Source organism: Granulicella sp. L56, from assembly GCF_009765835.1.
Taxonomy (GTDB): domain Bacteria; phylum Acidobacteriota; class Terriglobia; order Terriglobales; family Acidobacteriaceae; genus Edaphobacter.
The window spans coordinates 1907878-1924889 of sequence record NZ_LMUS01000006.1 but is presented as its reverse complement, the minus strand read 5'-3'; the positions used below and the strand labels follow the sequence as shown (position 1 = coordinate 1924889).

The 17012-nt window shown below is 59.7% G+C and carries 14 protein-coding genes; 9 read left to right on the top strand and 5 right to left on the bottom strand.

Annotated elements, in window-relative coordinates:
- Positions 1-213 precede the first annotated feature (213 nt).
- Positions 214-1389, top strand: a complete 1176-nt coding sequence (locus GSQ81_RS15745; protein WP_158911615.1) for a glycerophosphodiester phosphodiesterase family protein — start codon at positions 214-216, stop codon at positions 1387-1389.
- A 28-nt stretch (positions 1390-1417) separates the two neighbouring features.
- Here GSQ81_RS15745 and GSQ81_RS15740 read toward each other — a convergent pair whose 3' ends face one another.
- The gene (locus tag GSQ81_RS15740; RefSeq protein WP_158911614.1) at positions 1418-2920 is read right to left on the bottom strand and encodes an FAD-dependent monooxygenase; all 1503 of its coding nucleotides are present in this window, start codon (positions 2918-2920) and stop codon (positions 1418-1420) included.
- Between the two features lie 215 nt (positions 2921-3135).
- On the opposite strand from GSQ81_RS15740, the gene GSQ81_RS15735 reads away from it, so the two are divergent.
- From GSQ81_RS15735 to GSQ81_RS15725, 3 genes are all read left to right on the top strand, one after another.
- Positions 3136-4080 carry a TIGR03435 family protein gene (locus tag GSQ81_RS15735; protein WP_158911613.1) on the top strand — a complete coding sequence of 315 codons (945 nt, stop codon included), beginning with the start codon at positions 3136-3138 and terminating at the stop codon, positions 4078-4080.
- A gap of 81 nt (positions 4081-4161) precedes the next feature.
- The gene (locus GSQ81_RS15730; RefSeq protein WP_216846450.1) at positions 4162-4311 is read left to right on the top strand and encodes a hypothetical protein; all 150 of its coding nucleotides are present in this window, start codon (positions 4162-4164) and stop codon (positions 4309-4311) included.
- A gap of 198 nt (positions 4312-4509) precedes the next feature.
- Positions 4510-5505, top strand: coding sequence for an aldo/keto reductase (locus tag GSQ81_RS15725; protein ID WP_158911612.1), 996 nt, complete (start codon positions 4510-4512; stop codon positions 5503-5505).
- A 133-nt stretch (positions 5506-5638) separates the two neighbouring features.
- Here GSQ81_RS15725 and GSQ81_RS15720 read toward each other — a convergent pair whose 3' ends face one another.
- Together GSQ81_RS15720 and ruvB are read right to left on the bottom strand one after the other, a co-directional pair.
- A complete protein-coding gene (locus GSQ81_RS15720; RefSeq protein ID WP_158911611.1) occupies positions 5639-6115 on the bottom strand; it encodes a DUF4265 domain-containing protein in 477 nt (158 codons plus the stop codon).
- A gap of 8 nt (positions 6116-6123) precedes the next feature.
- Positions 6124-7182, bottom strand: a complete 1059-nt coding sequence (ruvB, locus tag GSQ81_RS15715) for a Holliday junction branch migration DNA helicase RuvB (protein ID WP_371715348.1) — start codon at positions 7180-7182, stop codon at positions 6124-6126.
- Positions 7183-7308: 126 nt separating this feature from the next.
- Here ruvB and GSQ81_RS15710 point away from each other — a divergent pair, with 126 nt between their 5' ends.
- Positions 7309-7752, top strand: a complete 444-nt coding sequence (locus tag GSQ81_RS15710; RefSeq protein ID WP_158911609.1) for a hypothetical protein — start codon at positions 7309-7311, stop codon at positions 7750-7752.
- Between the two features lie 21 nt (positions 7753-7773).
- Here GSQ81_RS15710 and GSQ81_RS15705 read toward each other — a convergent pair whose 3' ends face one another.
- Positions 7774-9126 carry a glycoside hydrolase family 27 protein gene (locus GSQ81_RS15705; protein WP_216846449.1) on the bottom strand — a complete coding sequence of 451 codons (1353 nt, stop codon included), beginning with the start codon at positions 9124-9126 and terminating at the stop codon, positions 7774-7776.
- A 72-nt stretch (positions 9127-9198) separates the two neighbouring features.
- A complete protein-coding gene (locus GSQ81_RS15700) occupies positions 9199-9978 on the bottom strand; it encodes a helix-turn-helix domain-containing protein (protein ID WP_158911608.1) in 780 nt (259 codons plus the stop codon).
- A 156-nt stretch (positions 9979-10134) separates the two neighbouring features.
- On the opposite strand from GSQ81_RS15700, the gene GSQ81_RS15695 reads away from it, so the two are divergent.
- From GSQ81_RS15695 to GSQ81_RS15680, 4 genes are all read left to right on the top strand, one after another.
- A complete protein-coding gene (locus GSQ81_RS15695) occupies positions 10135-11259 on the top strand; it encodes a fibronectin type III domain-containing protein (RefSeq protein ID WP_158911607.1) in 1125 nt (374 codons plus the stop codon).
- Positions 11260-11261: 2 nt separating this feature from the next.
- Positions 11262-12065 (top strand): fumarylacetoacetate hydrolase family protein, encoded by an 804-nt coding sequence (locus tag GSQ81_RS15690; RefSeq protein WP_158911606.1) that lies wholly within the window; start codon positions 11262-11264, stop codon positions 12063-12065.
- Positions 12066-12173: 108 nt separating this feature from the next.
- Positions 12174-13166 (top strand): transaldolase, encoded by a 993-nt coding sequence (locus GSQ81_RS15685; RefSeq protein ID WP_158911605.1) that lies wholly within the window; start codon positions 12174-12176, stop codon positions 13164-13166.
- Between the two features lie 516 nt (positions 13167-13682).
- The gene (locus tag GSQ81_RS15680) at positions 13683-17006 is read left to right on the top strand and encodes a carboxypeptidase-like regulatory domain-containing protein (RefSeq protein WP_158911604.1); all 3324 of its coding nucleotides are present in this window, start codon (positions 13683-13685) and stop codon (positions 17004-17006) included.
- Positions 17007-17012 lie beyond the last annotated feature (6 nt).

Below are 17012 nucleotides of genomic sequence, written 5' to 3'. Positions count from 1 at the left end.
GTCTGTAAATCTGCATCATTCGACGTTCGTCCGTAGCTAAAAACAAGCAACGGCAAAAACGAATACAGGGGTCTCTCCACTGCGGCGGCAAAAGCCCCGCCTTCGGTCGAGATGACGTAGGTTTAGGGTAGGAAGTCAGAAGCATGCCTCGCTTTCGGGCAGCTTATAAAACAGGCGCTCCCTGCCATATGAGTGCGCTATGATGGCGGTCTCATGCGTTCCTCTATCCTTGCCGCCGCCGTCGTCTTCGCATCCGCCTCTCTCGTTGCCCAGCAGGCTCCCACCATGCCCACCAATCCCTTTCTCGGCCTTATGACCGCCGCCGCCGCTCATGCGAAGGCCCACGGCGCGCCCGTTCCTGTTCTCTCTCCCGTCGATGCCACGCTGCTCGGCGACAATCCACCGGTCAACGTCGCGCAGCTCCATCAGGCAGGCTTCCGCGTCGTTCCCTGGACGACCGATACTCCTGACAAGATGCGCGCGCTGATCGACCTGCGCGTCGACGGCATCATCACTGACTTCCCCGACATGCTGCAGGACGTCCTCAAAGAAGAGAAGGCCGCCCACCCAGCCGACGCCGCCTACTTCGCCAGCTTCGACGTCGCCGCCCATCGCGGAGGTCGCGGCCTGCGCCCCGAAAATACGCTGCCATCGTTCGAAGACGGCCTCGACCACCTCGCCACCACGCTTGAGACCGACACCGGAGTCACCACCGACCACGTCTCCATGATCTGGCACGACCAGTACCTCAATCCGCAGTCCTGCCGCCACGCCGACGGCACGCCGTACACGCTCGAAAACCGCGTCTACACCCGCGACATCTCCTCCACCGAGGCGCAGCGCACCTTCATCTGCGACAAGCTCCACTCCCAGTTCCCCAAACAGACCAACGACCTCGCTTTATCGCCGGTCGCAGTCGCCTTCGCCAAACACGAGCACCTCATCAGCCCCTACGTCCCCACCAACATCGAGCAGCTTTATCACTTCGTCGCCTTCTACGTGAAGTACTACACCACCGGCCCCGGCAAATCGAACCCCGATGCCGCCGCCCGCGCCGCCAACGCAGCCAAGGCCCGCTTCAACATCGAGACCAAAGTCCTGCCGCTGCCCAACGACCCTCCGGGCCGATCGGTCGCGAATCTGCCCCTGCCCGCCGCCAACGGCGAGCCGACCACCAACCACACCGTCGATCCGCAGACCTTCGTCACGACGCTGTGCGGCATCATCACGCGCAACCACATGGAAGACCGCTCCGAGGTACAAAGCTTCGACTTCCGCACCCTGCAACTGGTCGAAGAGCAGTTCCCGAAGATCCCCACCTACTACCTCACCGCCAGCCCCAAGATGTTGAATACAGAGTTCGTACCGGCTGCGCTGCGCCAGCCTTGATTCATTCAAATACAGCCAGACGGTAACACTACGCCGCAGCAGGCGGTCCAAACCAAGTGGTGAGCGCGTCAGCGAGCCCTACCTGGGTTAGGTCTCCCACCCAGGCCACGTATCCGTCTGGCCGAATCAAGACGGTCGTGGGAGCCGTGATCGTCCCGATTGCCGGAAGCTCCCACGGACCCACATATTTGGCGTCGAGCAACGGAACGCGATCTGTCCACGGGCTAATGTCGAAGCTGCCGGGTTCACCAAGGTTGAGCAGCACTGGCCGAGCCTTGTGCAGCAGAGTGAAGACTCGCAGCGGGCCGCTGGCAGTGGTCAGGTCGAGATCTGGCATGCGGCGGCCGAGCAGTGGGTGTTGGTCGCCGAGATCGTAGTGAATATCGAGGCCGGACATCATAGCGGCATACCGTTTACGCGGCTCATCCATCTTGAGCAATTCGGAGATGACCTCCCATGCAGCTTTGGAACGATCGTCCCTGCGCAACAGCGCGACCTGCGCCATCGTGTTCTGCAGCACCCGGGCGGCGACCGGGTAGCGCTCCGCCTGATAGGTGTCCAACAGAGATTCGGGCGACGTTCCTTTAATTACCTGAGCCAGCTTCCATCCCAGGTTCACAGCATCCTGAACGCCGAGGTTGAGACCTTGTCCGCCTGCCGGATAGTGCACATGCGCGGCGTCGCCCGCCAGCAAAATTCGCCGGTCGCGATAGGCGGCGGCCTGACGCGTCGCATCGGTGAACCGGGTGATCCAGACCGGGCTGTGGACGCCGTAGTCCGTCCCATACACCGCGATGAGTCCCTCGCTTAGATCGCGCAGGGTAGGGTCGACGTTGCGGACGACGTGCGGGTCAGTGACAAAGGCGCGCACCAGCCCATTGTCGTCGAGCTTACTCAGGGCATGCGGACCGACAGCGCCGTAGGATGATAGCAAGCCAATAGCTCGGTGTAGGCTCAGCCGCATGCCCCACTCCGGCTCCTCGGCCAACTCGACCTCGGCGAGCATGTGGCTGATCGTCGGCTCCGAGCCGGTGAATGCGATGCCCGCTGCTTTTCGAACCACGCTGCGTCCACCTTCGCAGCCGACGAGATATTGCGCCCGCAATGACTGGCTGTCGGACAACTGAACGTCGACGCCAGCGTCATCCTGCACGAAGCCCGTCACCTTGCGTCCGCGATAGATCGGCATGGCCAACTCATCGATCCAGCCCGCCAGGATTCGTTCGAAGTGCTTCTGCCACAGGGCGAGCCCGTAGTTGCGCCGGGCCGGAAGATCGCTGATCTCCAGCGAGACGTGGGCAAACCCCGTGTTCTGCATTGGCTTGCCCTCGGCGAGGAAGCGATCGGCGATACCACGCTGATCGAGAACCTCGATGGTGCGGGCGTTCAGACCACCCGCGCGCGAGCCGATCAGCTCTGCGCTCGTGCGCCGCTCGACAATTGCCACGTCGACGCCCGCCAACGTCAACTCGGCCGCCAACATCATCCCGGTGGGGCCTCCTCCGGCGATCACTACCGCATGTTCAGTCATTTATTGCCTCCCGTTTCCGCAAGCTCTGAGTTCGGCCATAGGGTCTGGCCGACTCGTGTGAATCTACGGCACGATGAGGGGCTTGCCGCAAGCCCCCGGGTGCGTTATATCTTGATAATGGGGGGATGAGTGGGGACCTCTCCTTTCGCTTTTCCGCTGTGGACGAGCAAGACACGAAGCTTTGTACAAATAAGCGCATCTCGGCTTGCGGGGGGATGGAACCGCTGTCTACAGTCCTGCGTATTCGGAACATGCGTGCTGCGTGGAGCAGAAGTCTGCTGTCCGTTACCGCGATGTTGGTGGCTGCTGCGATGCCTTTGGGTGTGCTGGCGCAAAGTCCTGCCGTGCAGGAGACGGCGGTCGGGGCCGATGCGACGCCGCTGGCGTTCACCGTGGCTTCGGTGCGGAGAAACGTGTCCGGGACCGGGTCGTGCGATCCGGAGCATCTCTACATAACCGCCGATGGTTTCCGCATGACGAACTGTCCGCTGATCGCTGCCTTGTTTATGGCGTATGTTCCAGCAGACGGCAGCGCCTTCGGATTTTCAACCGACGGCCGAACGGTTGGCGCTCCGGACTGGATGAAGTCCGAGCGGTATGACATCGATGCGCGTATTGAGAGTGCTGATATGTCTGCATGGCAAAACCCAGCAACGCAAAAGGAGATGCTGCATAGGATGATGCAATCTCTGCTGGCGGAACGGTGCAAGCTAGCCGTGCATCGCGAGATGCGAGACAAGTCAGTGTATGCGCTGGTGGTGGGGAAGAATGGGCCGAAGTTTCGGGAAGCCAAGACCGTTGCGCCAGCAGAGATCCTCGCAAAACATCCAAACGTCGGGCCGATTCCTGGGGGCGGCATGTTTGCGACTGGGGCGGGCGGCAGCATGGAGCTTTATGGAGTTCCATTGAAGACGCTGGCGATCGTGCTGTCGAACAAAGCCGGGCGGCCGGTAGTGGATAAGACCGGATTGACCGGCGTATACGACATCAAGCTGGAGACGACACAAGCGGAATTGCCCGCGGGAGATGACACACAAAATTCGGCCCCCTCGATCTTTACGATCGTGCAGGAGCAGCTTGGACTAAGGCTCGAATCAGCGAAGGATAGCGTGGAGACACTGGTGATCGATCATGTGGAACGGCCTGCGGAGAATGAGTAACGGAGAGTTGCTCCTGTTGACCGGCCCTGTGACTCGCGTCCCCTCGTTACAACGCTGTGCGGAATCATCACGCGCAACCACATGGAGGGCCGCGCCGAGGTACAGAGCTTCGACTTCCGCACCCTGCAGCTGGTCGACGAGCAGTTCCCCAAGATTCCGACCTACTCTCTAACCGCCAGCCCCAAAATGCTGAGCACCGAGTTCGTCCCTGCTGCGCTGTGCCAGCCCTAACCGATCCAACGCCGACAGCGATGGGCCGCCATGCGACTCTCGATTTTCAGATGCAAGATGGAGAATCGCATATTGATGAATAATTGAGGAATGGCAAGCGTTGCCGACCGATGCCTTCGCGGAGATCAGCTCACGCTGACGAGAATCTTTTGCCGACCGGATTTGCATCAGACGGAATACAGCCGCACAGGAGAGATCATGCAAAAACGCACATTAGGAAAAAGCGGTCTCAACGTTTCAGCACTCGGCCTCGGTTGCATGGGCCTGAGCTTCGGCCTCGGCCCCGCCACGGAAAAGTCAGAAGCTATCAAGCTCATCCGGGCTGCCGTTGAGCGCGGCGTCACTTTTTTCGACACCGCCGAAGTCTACGGCCCCTACACGAACGAAGAGGTGGTCGGTGAAGCACTCGCGCCCTTCCGCAAGGGCGTCGTCATAGCAACCAAATTCGGCTTTGAAGCCAATGCCAAGGATAGCGGCAAATGGACAGCCCTCAACAGCCGCCCCGACCACATCAGGCAGGTCGTCGATGCTTCGCTCAAGCGTCTCCAAACCGACACCATCGACCTCCTCTACCAGCATCGCGTCGACCCCAACACGCCCATCGAAGAGACCGCGGGCGCAGTCAGAGACCTGATTCAAGCCGGCAAGGTCAAGCACTTCGGTCTGTCCGAAGCAGGTGCAAAGACCATCCGCCGCGCTCACGCCGTGCAGCCCGTCACTGCCCTGCAGAGTGAGTACTCTCTCTTCTGGCGCGAGCCCGAAGAGTCGGTTATGCCCACACTCGAAGAGCTCGGCGTCGGCTTCGTCCCGTTCAGCCCGCTGGGCAAGGGCTTCCTCACCGGCAAGATTGACGCATCCACCAAATTCGACAGTACCGACTTTCGTGCCATCGTCCCGCGCCTCAGCGAAGAAAATCGCAAAGCCAACCAGGCCCTCGTCGACGTGGTGACAGAGTTTGCTCAGCAGAAGCAAGCCACGCCTGCGCAGATCGCTCTCGCATGGCTGCTCGCAAAGAAGCCGTGGATCGTGCCGATCCCAGGTACAACCAAGCTCTCGCGACTCGAAGAAAATCTCGGCGGCGCAGCCATCGAGCTCACCCAAGAAGAGGTACGCGCGCTCGAAGAAGCCTCATCCGCAGTCAAGGTTCAAGGCGACCGTTACCCCGCAACGCACCAGAAGTTGATCGATCGCTAGACGAGGACACGCGCATTTGTCGAAGCAGTCACCGATATTCATCATCGCCAATGTTCACACAGGATGCAGGATGCGTCTTGACCAACTGCATTAGCCACGTTGCGTCAGCTATTAAATGGAGAGATGTGTACAGCTAGTTGAATAATTCGGCTGTGCCTTTTGGCTGTGGTTGTGGGGCATGCCTCACGCTCAGCCATTCCTTTTCTTCGCATGCCAGAAGATAATCCGCAAGGATGTCGAAATCTATTGCGGGCTTAAGATCAATTGCAAAGAGTTCCCCGTTTCCCTCATAGGTCCCGCCAAGCGAATTTATCTGGCTGAGCACCTGGTCCTTCATTTCCCTGCCTTCTGCAAAGAAGATGATGTGAATCGATCGATGACCACCACGCCGTACGACCTCTACAAATACTGGCTTCTTCGATTCATCAGGTGCAATAGCTTTCACTACATCGCAGAAATTAATCTCCAGCGTGTGCCACGGGGAGTTTCGTACCTCAAATAAATCGGACCCCACCTTTACTGCCCAGAGCCCTTCTCCGCTTACACCGTCCTCAGCATCAGGCAGGTTGACTACGATCTTTACAAATTCTTCTGCAGTATCGTTGTTCAACACTTCTCCTAAAAGAGGCTTAGCTTGCGCGGCATCTCGATGCCGAGATGCTCATAGGCCAGCCGCGTCGCTACTCGACCGCGCGGGGTGCGGTCGAGAAAGCCGATCTGGATCAGGAACGGCTCGTAGACCTCTTCGAGTGCGTCCTGCTCCTCGGCCAGCGCGGCAGCCAGCGTGTTCAGGCCGACCGGGCCGCCGTCGTATTTCTCGATGATCGTTCTGAGCAGCCGCCGGTCGAGCTCGTCGAAGCCGTGTGCATCGACCTCCAGCATGGTCAGCGCGGCCTGCGCCACGGGACGGTCGATAATTCCCTGCGCTCGTACCTGCGCGTAGTCGCGCACGCGCCGCAGCAGGCGGTTTGCAATGCGCGGTGTTCCTCGCGAGCGCATCGCGATCTCAGCCGCGCCGTCGCGGTCGATGGGAACGCCCATCACCTCGGCGCTGCGTTCGACGACAAACCGCAGCTCGTCATCGGTGTAGAACTCCAGCCGCAGCAGAATGCCGAAACGCGACCGCAGCGGAGATGAGAGCAGCCCCGGCCTTGTCGTCGCAGCGACAAAGGTGAAGGGCTTGATGTCCATGACGTGGGTGCGCGCCGCCGGGCCCTGGCCGATCATGATGTCGAGCTTGTAGTCCTCGAGCGCGGTGTAGAGCTTCTCTTCAAGCACCGGCTGCAGGCGATGAATCTCATCGAGAAAGAGCACCTGCCGCTCGCGCAGGTTGGTCAGGATCGCGGTCAGGTCTCCCTGAATCTGCAACGCCGGGCCGGAAGTTTGCTGATAGCCGACCTCAAGCTCGTTGGCGATGATGGTGGCGAGCGTCGTCTTGCCCAGTCCCGGCGGCCCGAAGAGCAGCACATGGTCCAGCGCCTCGCCGCGCGACTTCGCCGCTTCGAGCGCAATCGCCAACTGCTCCTTGGCCTTCTCCTGCCCGACGAACTCGCGCAGCCGCGTGGGTCGCAGCTTCAGCTCGAAGGCGGCGTCTTCGTCCACGCGTCCAGCCGAGACCAGCCGCTCCGCTTCGGCAGAGGCCTTATTCAGATCGATCTTCGACTTGTTCGCAGCAATATTCACTAAGGGCGATGGTAAGGCGAACACCGCCGCGAAGCAACTAGGCTTGAATAGAAATCTCCGCGATCTTGAGGAGCGTTCTAGTTTTTCTGACATTCGTCCGTCGAACGATATGATCGGACCGTGCAAACATTCGCCACCACCCGCAATGCAAAAGAGTTTCTAATCAGCAGAATCATCACAGAGGCACAACTTGAGGGTGTTTCGCTATCGCATATTGAACAGAAGATGTTGTATTTTTCCGAGACGGGCTGGACGCTGCCAGACATAACGGAGGCTAGCGATATCTTTGACCGTGATTATGATCAATCACAATATGAACAAAAGATTGCTGCACTCATCCGCAACCTCTGCGCCAAAGCTCGCAAAAACGATCGGAACGAATTTTATACATGGAAAAAGGCGGTTCAAACACTTCGCCGGGAAGATCATTACCTACTTGTCTTGATCGATGCAGTTGATAGTCCCCCTAGTATTTCCTGGCCTCGACTGCTGAAGCTTTCTGTAATCACACTCCTCATCACCTGTTTAGCCTTTGTTATCACCTATGAGTTTCTCTTGAAGTAAGAGCATCCAACTTTAGGGATCCTACTGCCGCAACTCCAGCAGCAAAACGCCGTGCGGAGCCACTGTTGTATCCACTCCGGCGACCTTGCCTAAGCTCTTTCCGCCCCAGACATCGCGGGCCGAATATCTGCCGCCCGCCAGCCCGTACTTCGCAAATTCGGCCTTCACCGTGGTCGCTGAATCTCCTACGTTGAACAGCGCCAGATACACCGCGCCGCCAGCGTGCGAGGTCCACGCGATAACAGGGCCATCCTGTCCGACGAGACGCTGTCCCTGTCCATGCTGATCCATCGCCACGATCGTCGGGTTCGTCACCAGCGCCGTCGTCCAATCATCCAGCTCGGTCAGGTTGCCGCCGAAGAACAGCGGCGACCGCGCAATCGACCACAGCGTCACCATGGTTCGCTGCTCGTCCTGGGTCAGCCGCGTGGCGCGTGGCTTGCCGTCGCCGGGTATCGGCTCTAGCCTGCCCAGCGGAAGCATGTCCGCGTCCGGCCAGTTGCCCGGCTTCACAGACTTCGCCCAGCTTGCGATCACCGCAAACTGACCCTTCACGCTCTGCGGAAACGCCTTGCCATCCTTCTTCTCCCAGAAGTCCCAAACGTCGTCCGAGATGCGCCAGACCTGCGCATTCTGCCCCAGCTCCACGGCCTCGGCCAGCGGCGCAGGGCCGGGCGAGAGGCTCAGCACAATCGACCGTCCCGTCTTTGCAATCGCGCGATGAATCATGCGAATTTCATCGCCCTTGTACGGATGCGAGGCAATGCAATCGACCTTGATGTAGTCCACGCCCCAGCTTGCGTACTGCTTCAGCAGCGCGTCGTACCAAGCCTGTCCTGCGGCGTTGTCCTTCGCGCCAAAGTTGTCGGGATTCCACGGGCACTTGTCGGTCGTGTCTACCGCATCGACGGCATGAAACGCGCTGTCTGCAATCGGCATGTTTCCGGCTACGGCCTTCTTGGTGATCCCGCGAATAATGTGAATGCCAAACTTCAGCCCCTGCGCGTGCACATAGTCGGCAACAGGCTTGAACCCGGCATCGCCCTTCGCGGTGGTGAAGCGGTTCAGAGCTGGCTCGTATCGTCCATTGGCGTCGATGCGGTATTCGAGCGTCTCGGGCTTCGACGCATCCTGCGGGTTGGCCAGATACCATCCCTCATCGACCACGGCATACTGATAGCCCGCCGGCTTCAGCCGCTTGGTCAGTGCGTCTACATTTGCGCGAAACTGCGACTCATTAACGGTCAACCCGTAGGAGTCCCAGCTATTCCATCCCATTGGAGGCGTTGGAGCCAGCATCTTCTGTTGCGCTACCGTCTGTATTCCGACGGCGAGCACCGCCGCCCCCACACCCCACCACAAACTCTTCAGCATATCGCCGCGCCTCCATTTTGGATGCGCCCACTATACCGAAACCGCGGGTTCTGCGGTTGACAAAGCTTCGCTCTAGCCCGTTCGTGCAACCTTGCGCTGCATGGTCACCGGCCCGGCCGCGCGAATCCGGCCATCTGCGGCGCTTGCAGATCGCGGACTGCTCCCCGCAGAATGCGTCGCCAACGGATGTTGCAGCGAGACGATCACCGCCTGCGCCGGAACATTGCTCAGGCACACGTAGCTGTGCTTCGTGTTGGCGTCGAAGTAGATGGCATCGCCAACTTCGATCCGGTGCGCCGTCTCTCCGTGCCGCACCTCCAGGACGCCCGACACCAGATAGAGAAACTCGCAACCGTCATGCTGATGCGCCCGTGGAGCACTGGCCGCCTTCATCGGAAGGAACTCAGCAAAGTAAGGGTCGAGCTGGCGGTCCGGAACCAGGTATCCAAGGCTTTCGAAGAAGTACGCCGGATCGTCGGCGCCGGTCTGCGGCATCCGCACCCGCTCTTTTCGGCGATGCACGCGAAACAAGGTCTGCGGCTCCGACTCGAAGAAATAACTCAGGTCTTTTGAAAAGACCATGGCGATGCGTGCCAGGTTGCGCAGCGTCGGCACCACCCGCCCGGTCTCGAGTTGCGACAGAAAGCTCGCCGAAAGTCCGGTATGACGCCCCAACTCCACCAGCCCCATCGACTTCTTCAGCCGCAGGTGCTTGATGCGCTCGCCAATTCGCTTCTCGGCGATAAAGGACTCCGCCACCCCGCCATCTACCTGAACATTCTCCGTGTCGGCCATCTTGTCTTCGCCTCCATGGGGAGCATTCAAAAGAGGCGCGTCTGCACTAACTGCCATCGCTGAAGTCGCCATCACGTTCACCCCATTCAGGAAAGTTTCGTCAGGTAACCAGATGTTGAAATTGCATCAAAAGATGTCCGGCTACGATTTCAGATTTTTTACCAGCGCGCTCTCCGGTTTCTGCCGCTCGGCCAAAATGCTAGCCTGAGACCAATGAAGTCCTCTGGCCCATCAGCCACTCGCCGCACCATCCAGCCGTTCGTGGTGCTCGCTACCGCCGCCCTTGCAGCGTCGCTATCGGGTTGCGCCAGTCCCGGTCCGGCTCGGCCACCGTCCCTGCATCTCCCTCGTCTCGTCACCGACCTCTCCGCCGTGCGCACCGGCGACAGCGTAGCCCTCCATTGGACGACGCCGGAAAAGACGACCGATGGCCTCAAGGTCCAACCTCCCCTGACCGCCGAGATCTGCCGCCAGCTCGCCGCCCATCCCGCCGCCTGCGCGCCGGTCAAGAGCGTTCCCGCCCGCCCCGGCCCTTCTGAGGCGACCGATACCCTGCCCGGCACCCTGACCACCGATCCTCCAGCCTTGCTTACCTACCGCGTCAAGATTCTCAACGCCAACGGCCATTCCGCTGGCCTGTCCAACCCGGCCTTCGCCGCCGCAGGGGCTGCGCCGCCGCCTGTCGAACACCTGCACATCGCTCCTGTCCGTAATGGCGCCATGATCGAGTGGCAATCGCAATCCACGCCAGCTTTCATCGACCTCGACCGCACGCTGGTCCAAACCACCGCCCCCAAAAAGCGCTCCGGCAAACAGCCGGGCCAGCTCTCAGCTCCATCCACTCCCGCCGAGATCCATCTACAGGCAGGCAAGAAATCCGCTGACCCCGGTGGAACCATCGACCCGATCGCAAAGAGAGGCGAGACTTACCGCTACCTCGCCCAGCGTGTCCGCTCGATCACCCTCGGCGGCCATGCGCTGGAGATACGCAGCACGCCGTCTGCAACCATCACGACGCTCATGCGCGATACTTTCCCCCCTGCCACTCCCTCGGGTCTGGCCGCTGTTCCGGGCACCGATTCTATCGACCTCTCGTGGGAGCCCAACACCGAACCCGACCTTGCCGGATACATCGTCTATCGCCAAACGGTGGCCACCGATGGCACATTGAGCGCTGCGCCCAGCCAACTGACTCCTACGCCCATCCCCGCGCCAGCCTTCAGCGACCTCACTGCCCAGCCCGGCCAGATTTACTCCTACCGCGTCGTCGCCGTTGACAGCGTCGGGAACCAGAGCCCCGCCAGCGCTGAAGTCCGCGAATCTCGAAGGAATCCATAACCATGCGCTATTGCAAATTTCTATCTTCCGAACACGGCCCTCTCTACGCCATCGTCGAAGAGCGCGATGGTGAACTCTGGGCCGTCCGCACCATGCCTGCTCCCGAAGAAGACCGTACCGTTAACTCTTCCACCCAGATCGCGTTTGAGCCGATGCCGCTCAAAGAGCTTCATTTGCTTGCGCCCGTCACTCCGTCCAAGATTCTCTGCATCGGACGCAACTACCGCGACCATGCCACCGAGCTAGGCAACGAAGTTCCCAAAGAACCTTTGCTCTTCCTCAAGCCACCCTCGTCGCTTCTCGCTCCCAATGGCATCATCCGCATGCCTGCGCTGTCCAAACGAGTCGATTACGAGGGCGAGTTGGGCATCGTCATCGGCCGCCGTTGCCGCAACCTCGGCCCTGACGAAGATGTGCGGGCCTACATTCGCGGCTACACCATCGTTAATGACGTCACCGCCCGCGATCTGCAAAAGAGCGACGGCCAATGGACGCGTGGCAAGGGCTTCGACACCTTCTGCCCGGTCGGCCCCATCGTCTCCGACGAGATCGACCCCGTAGAAGGAGCCGCCGTCACCCTGACCACCCGTCTGAACGGAGCCATCAAGCAGCAGGGCACCACCAGCGACCTCATCTTCCCCATCGCGCACCTGCTGCGCTACATCACCGCTGCCATGACGCTTGAACCCGGCGACCTGATTCCTACCGGAACTCCCGCCGGGGTAGGCCCCGTCAACGCCGGAGACCGCATCCAAGTAGAGATAGACGGCCTCGGTGTGCTCGAAAATACCTTCCAGCCCGGCTAAAGTTCCCCATGGCCCTCACATCCCGTGAAATTCTCGCGAATCCCGAAAACAGCGCGTAACCCTTTCAACCTTGATAAAATCTAATAACACAGCGAAGGAGCAATAAAAATGGCCTCTCTACTCGAACAGCTACGTGGCATGACCACCGTCGTCTCCGATACCGGCGACATCAACTCGATTCAGCAGTACAAGCCGCAGGATGCAACCACGAATCCCTCGCTGATCGCAGCCGCGGCAGAAAAGCCCGAATACCAGTCCATCGTGGACAGCGTTTTGCAGCAGGCGAAGAAGGACGCAGGTGACAAGGCCAGCGACAAGGAAGTCGCCGCCCTCGCCTTCAAGAACCTCGCCGTGGCCTTCGGCCTCAAGATCCTCGAAATCGTCCCCGGCCGCGTCTCGACCGAAGTCGACGCCCGCCTCTCCTACGACACCGACAAATCGGTCACCACCGCCCGCGACATCATCGCGCAGTACGAGAAGGCCGGTGTCTCCCGCGAGCGCGTTCTCATCAAGCTCGCCTCCACCTGGGAGGGCATCAAGGCCGCCGAGATCCTCGAAAAAGAGGGCATCCACTGCAATATGACGCTGCTCTTCGGCCTGCACCAGGCCATCGCCAGCGCCGAAGCCAAGGTCACCCTGATCTCGCCCTTCGTCGGTCGCATCCTCGACTGGTACAAGAAGGACACAGGCAAGGACTACACCGGAGCCGACGACCCCGGCGTCCAGTCCGTTACCACTATCTATAACTATTACAAGCACTTCGGCTACAAGACCGTGGTCATGGGCGCGAGCTTCCGCAACATCGGCGAGATTACCGAGCTGGCCGGATGCGACCTGCTGACCATTGCTCCCAAGCTGCTCGGCGAGCTCGAGAGCACGCAGGGCGATCTGCCCCGCAAGCTCGACGCGGCCAAGGCCAAGGACCTGAAGATCGAGAAGATCACGATCGACAAGGCCACCTTCGACAAGATGCACGCCGAAGACCGCATGGCCAATGACAAGCTGAAGGAAGGCATCGACGGCTTCTCCAAGGCGCTCGAAGGCCTCGAAGAGCTGCTCGCCAAGCACCTCAGCGAATTGAAACAGCCGGTCAACGCCTAAACAGCATCTATCTTCATATATACAAAAGCATTCCAGCTTCTTTGTTGAAGCTGGAATGCTTTTTGGTTTAAGACCAGTCGGCTCCTTCAAGCCGACAAAGGGTAAGCAGGACGACGGCGAAATACAGGGGTCTCTCCACTACGCTTCGCTCCGGTCGAGATGACGTGCATTTGAGATTGGGAAGAAAGAACAGCAGTTTTTGCTGTGGTAATGGAGAAGCCCGTCACAACAGTGCGTCATCTCGACCGGAGGCGGCGCTTTTGCCACCGCGGTGGAGAGACCCCTGTATTTCGCCGTTGCTTGTTTTAACCTCCCACCCTTCTTTCCCAAAAGCGAACGGTTTCATTTGAGCACCGATGTTCCTTCCTCGACATCCCCGAGCGAATCATTCCAATTGACAAGCGAAACAGACGGTATATATGGTTCTGTGGGTGGTAATTCGCAGTTCAAACAATCTCCCCAATCATAATCGTTCAAAGATCGACTCCCCACGCAACCAAAACTTCAGGAGGCAACATGTTTCGCAGACTTTTTAAAACAATAGGGCTCAGTCTCGCTCTCTTGCTGACGCTCAGTGTGACCGCATCGCTGCACGCGCAGAACTTCTTCGGCCAGATCGCCGGCAACGTTGTGGACTCGACCGGCAGCGTCGTTCCCGGAGCGGCCATCACCATCACCAACGTCAACACCCACGCTGCCCGCACGGTCAACTCCGATAACAGCGGCTTTTATATCGCGACCAATCTTCCTATCGGGCCTTACACCGTTGCCATCACGCAGAGCGGCTTCCGCGGTGAGACCCGTTCCGGCATCAATATCAGCGCCGACTCGCATCTGACCGCCAACTTCGAGCTTCAGGTTGGCTCCACCACGGAGAGCGTCACCGTCTCCGCCGTTCAGGGCGAGACCCTCAACACCACCAGCGGCGAGCTCTCCCACGTTATCGACTCCAAGCAGGTGCAGAACCTCGCCCTCAACGGCCGTAACTACACCCAGCTCATGACGCTGATTCCTGGCGCGGTCGTCACCAACCCGGACATCTTCTCCGTCACCACCAGCCTCGCCGCCAACAACCAGTCCATCAACGGCAATCGCGCCGACTCCGGCAACCTCACCGTTGACGGTGCCTTCAACATGGTCGCGGGCAGTAACAGCAGCTTGATGAACAACGTCGGCGCGGACTTCATTCAAGAGGTCAAGATCGACACCTCGAACTTCTCGGCTGAGTACGGACGTACCTCCGGCCCGGCCTTCAACATCGTCACCAAGAGCGGTACCGACCAGTTCCACGGGACGGTCTTCGAGTACGTGCGCAATAACCTCTTCGACGCGCGGCCCTTCTTCTCGGCCAATAAGACGCAGCTCGTCTTCAACGACTTCGGCTACGGCGTCGGCGGTCCCATTATTAAAGATCGGCTCTTCTTCTTCGGTGGTGAAGAGTGGAAGCGGCTCCGCCAGCAGCAGTCCCCCACCTCGCTGACGACGCCTAGCAGCGCGCTGCTCGCCGGAAACTTTAGCGGCCAGCCTCAACTGTTTTATCCAGGAACAAAAACCCCCATCCCGAACAATGACATCTCGGGCATGATCACTCCAGATGGACGCGCCATCGCCGATGTCTTCAGCGTCGAGAATAAGTTGGGCCAATACAACGATGTCACCGGCGCTTCCGGTAACCTGATCGTCGCTCCCTCCAATCCGCTCAACTTCCGCGAAGATATCATTCGCCTCGACTTCCGCATCAACCAGAACAACAGCATCTACGGCCGCTGGATCAGCGACCACAACGTCCTGATCGATCCCTTCGGCACCTTCTCGAACTCCGGCATTCTGCCTACGACACCCACCCAGCGCAGCCGTCCCGGCCAGAGCTATCTCGTCGCCGAGACCTGGACCATCAAGCCGAACATCATCAACCAGTCGCAGGCCAACTTCAGCTACGCCTCGCAGCATATTCCTCCGGTCGGCGTTAACTGGGAGCGTTCAACTTTCGGCTTCCAGTACAACCGTCTCTATCCCAATGGCGGAACCTATCCCAACGGCATTCCGGCGATGACCTTCTCCGGTACACCGTACGCGGGGGTGCAGGGCCCGAACTTTGCCCTCAACTCGCCCACGACCGACATTCAAGCGTCAGACACCGTCTCTGTCGTCAAGGGCAACCACCTGATCAAGTTCGGAGCGATGGTCGCCCGCGACCGTATCGACCAGAACGGCCGCCCCTACTACACCGGTAATATCTCCTTTAATGCCAGCGGAAACCCGAACACCACCGGCAATGCCTTTGCCGATGCCCTGCTCGGCAACTTCTCCAGCTATCAGGAGGCCAGCGCCGACCCCACCGGTCACTTCCGTTTCACCCAGCCCGAGGTCTTTGCCCAGGACACCTGGAAGGCCACCCGCAATCTCAGCCTTGAGTACGGCGTACGCTGGCAGGACATCCTTCCGCTCTACACCCAGGGCAATAACATGGCGAACTTCGTTCCCTCGGTCTATGACCCGACCAAGGCCATCACCGTCAACACCAACGGAACCGTCGTTCCCGGCTCCGGCAACGCTTATAACGGTCTCGTTCGCGCCGGCGATGGTGTACCTGCCGATCAGCTCAAGCGCGTTCCGAACATCAACACCGCGGCCTTCCCCTTTATCCCCACAGGCGCACCCCGCGGACTCTATACGATTCACGGTGCCTTCGGGCCGCGTCTTGGCTTCGCTTACTCTGCCGACGACAAGACCGTCGTTCGCGGAGGCTACGGGATCTTCTACTACCGGCCTGAAGGAAACATCACGTTCAGTCAGGTCAACATCCAACCCTTCCTGTCCGTCTCCGAGTTCGACAACGGCAATCTCGGCACGCTGGGCACAGGCACACCCAACAACACCAGCCTTCAGGGCGGTATCAACGCGATTGACCCCGCCTTCAAGAACCCTTACATCGAGCAGTTCAGCCTCGGCGTGCAGCGGCAGTTGCCCAAGGGCATGTTGCTGGAGACGACCTACGTCGGCAATGTAGGCCATCACCAGGTACGGCAGCCTAACATCAACTTCCCCACCAACCTCGCTGCCGTTGCTGCCAACCCCAGCTACAGCACCAACTACTTCAACCCCTATAAGGGATTCGGCGCGATCACCCAGGCGCGCAGCGACTCCAACTCCAACTACAACGCGCTGCAGGCTTACCTCTCCAAGCGTACCGGCCAGGTCACCTTCACCATCGGCTATACCTTCGCCAAGGCGCTCGGCGATTCGCAGAGCAACGGAGCGACGCTGGAGAACTGGCAGAACCTCAGCTACAACTATGGCGAGACCAACATCGACCGCAAGCACGCCTTCATCTCCACGGTCGTCTGGGCGCTTCCGACCTTCCACAACCACAACGTCTTCCTCCGCGAGGGACTTGGCGGCATCCAGGTCAGCGCTGTCGTCCGCGTGCAGAGCGGAGCCTTCTACACCGTCACCGGCAATACCTCGACCGGCAGCCGCCGGGCGCAGTATCTCGGTGGCAGCCAGTACGCCAAGGGCAACCGCTTTATTCTCAGCGGCCACCAGGCACAGTACCTCAACCCGGCTGCCTTCGGCGCAGCCTCAAATGCAGCTTTTGGATCGGCGGGCGTAGGCAGCGTCGTTCTGCCCAGCCTGCAACAGGCTGATACCACCCTGTCGAAGATCTTCGGCATTGGCGAGCATGTGAACTTCAAGCTCAACGCCGACGTCTTCAACGTCCTGAACCACACCAACTATAGCTCCCTGAACACGACGGCAACCGCTGGTGCGGCCTTCGGTCGTCTCAACGGAGCCTATCCCAACCGTCAGATGCAGTTCGGGGCGAAGATCATCTTCTAACCCTAG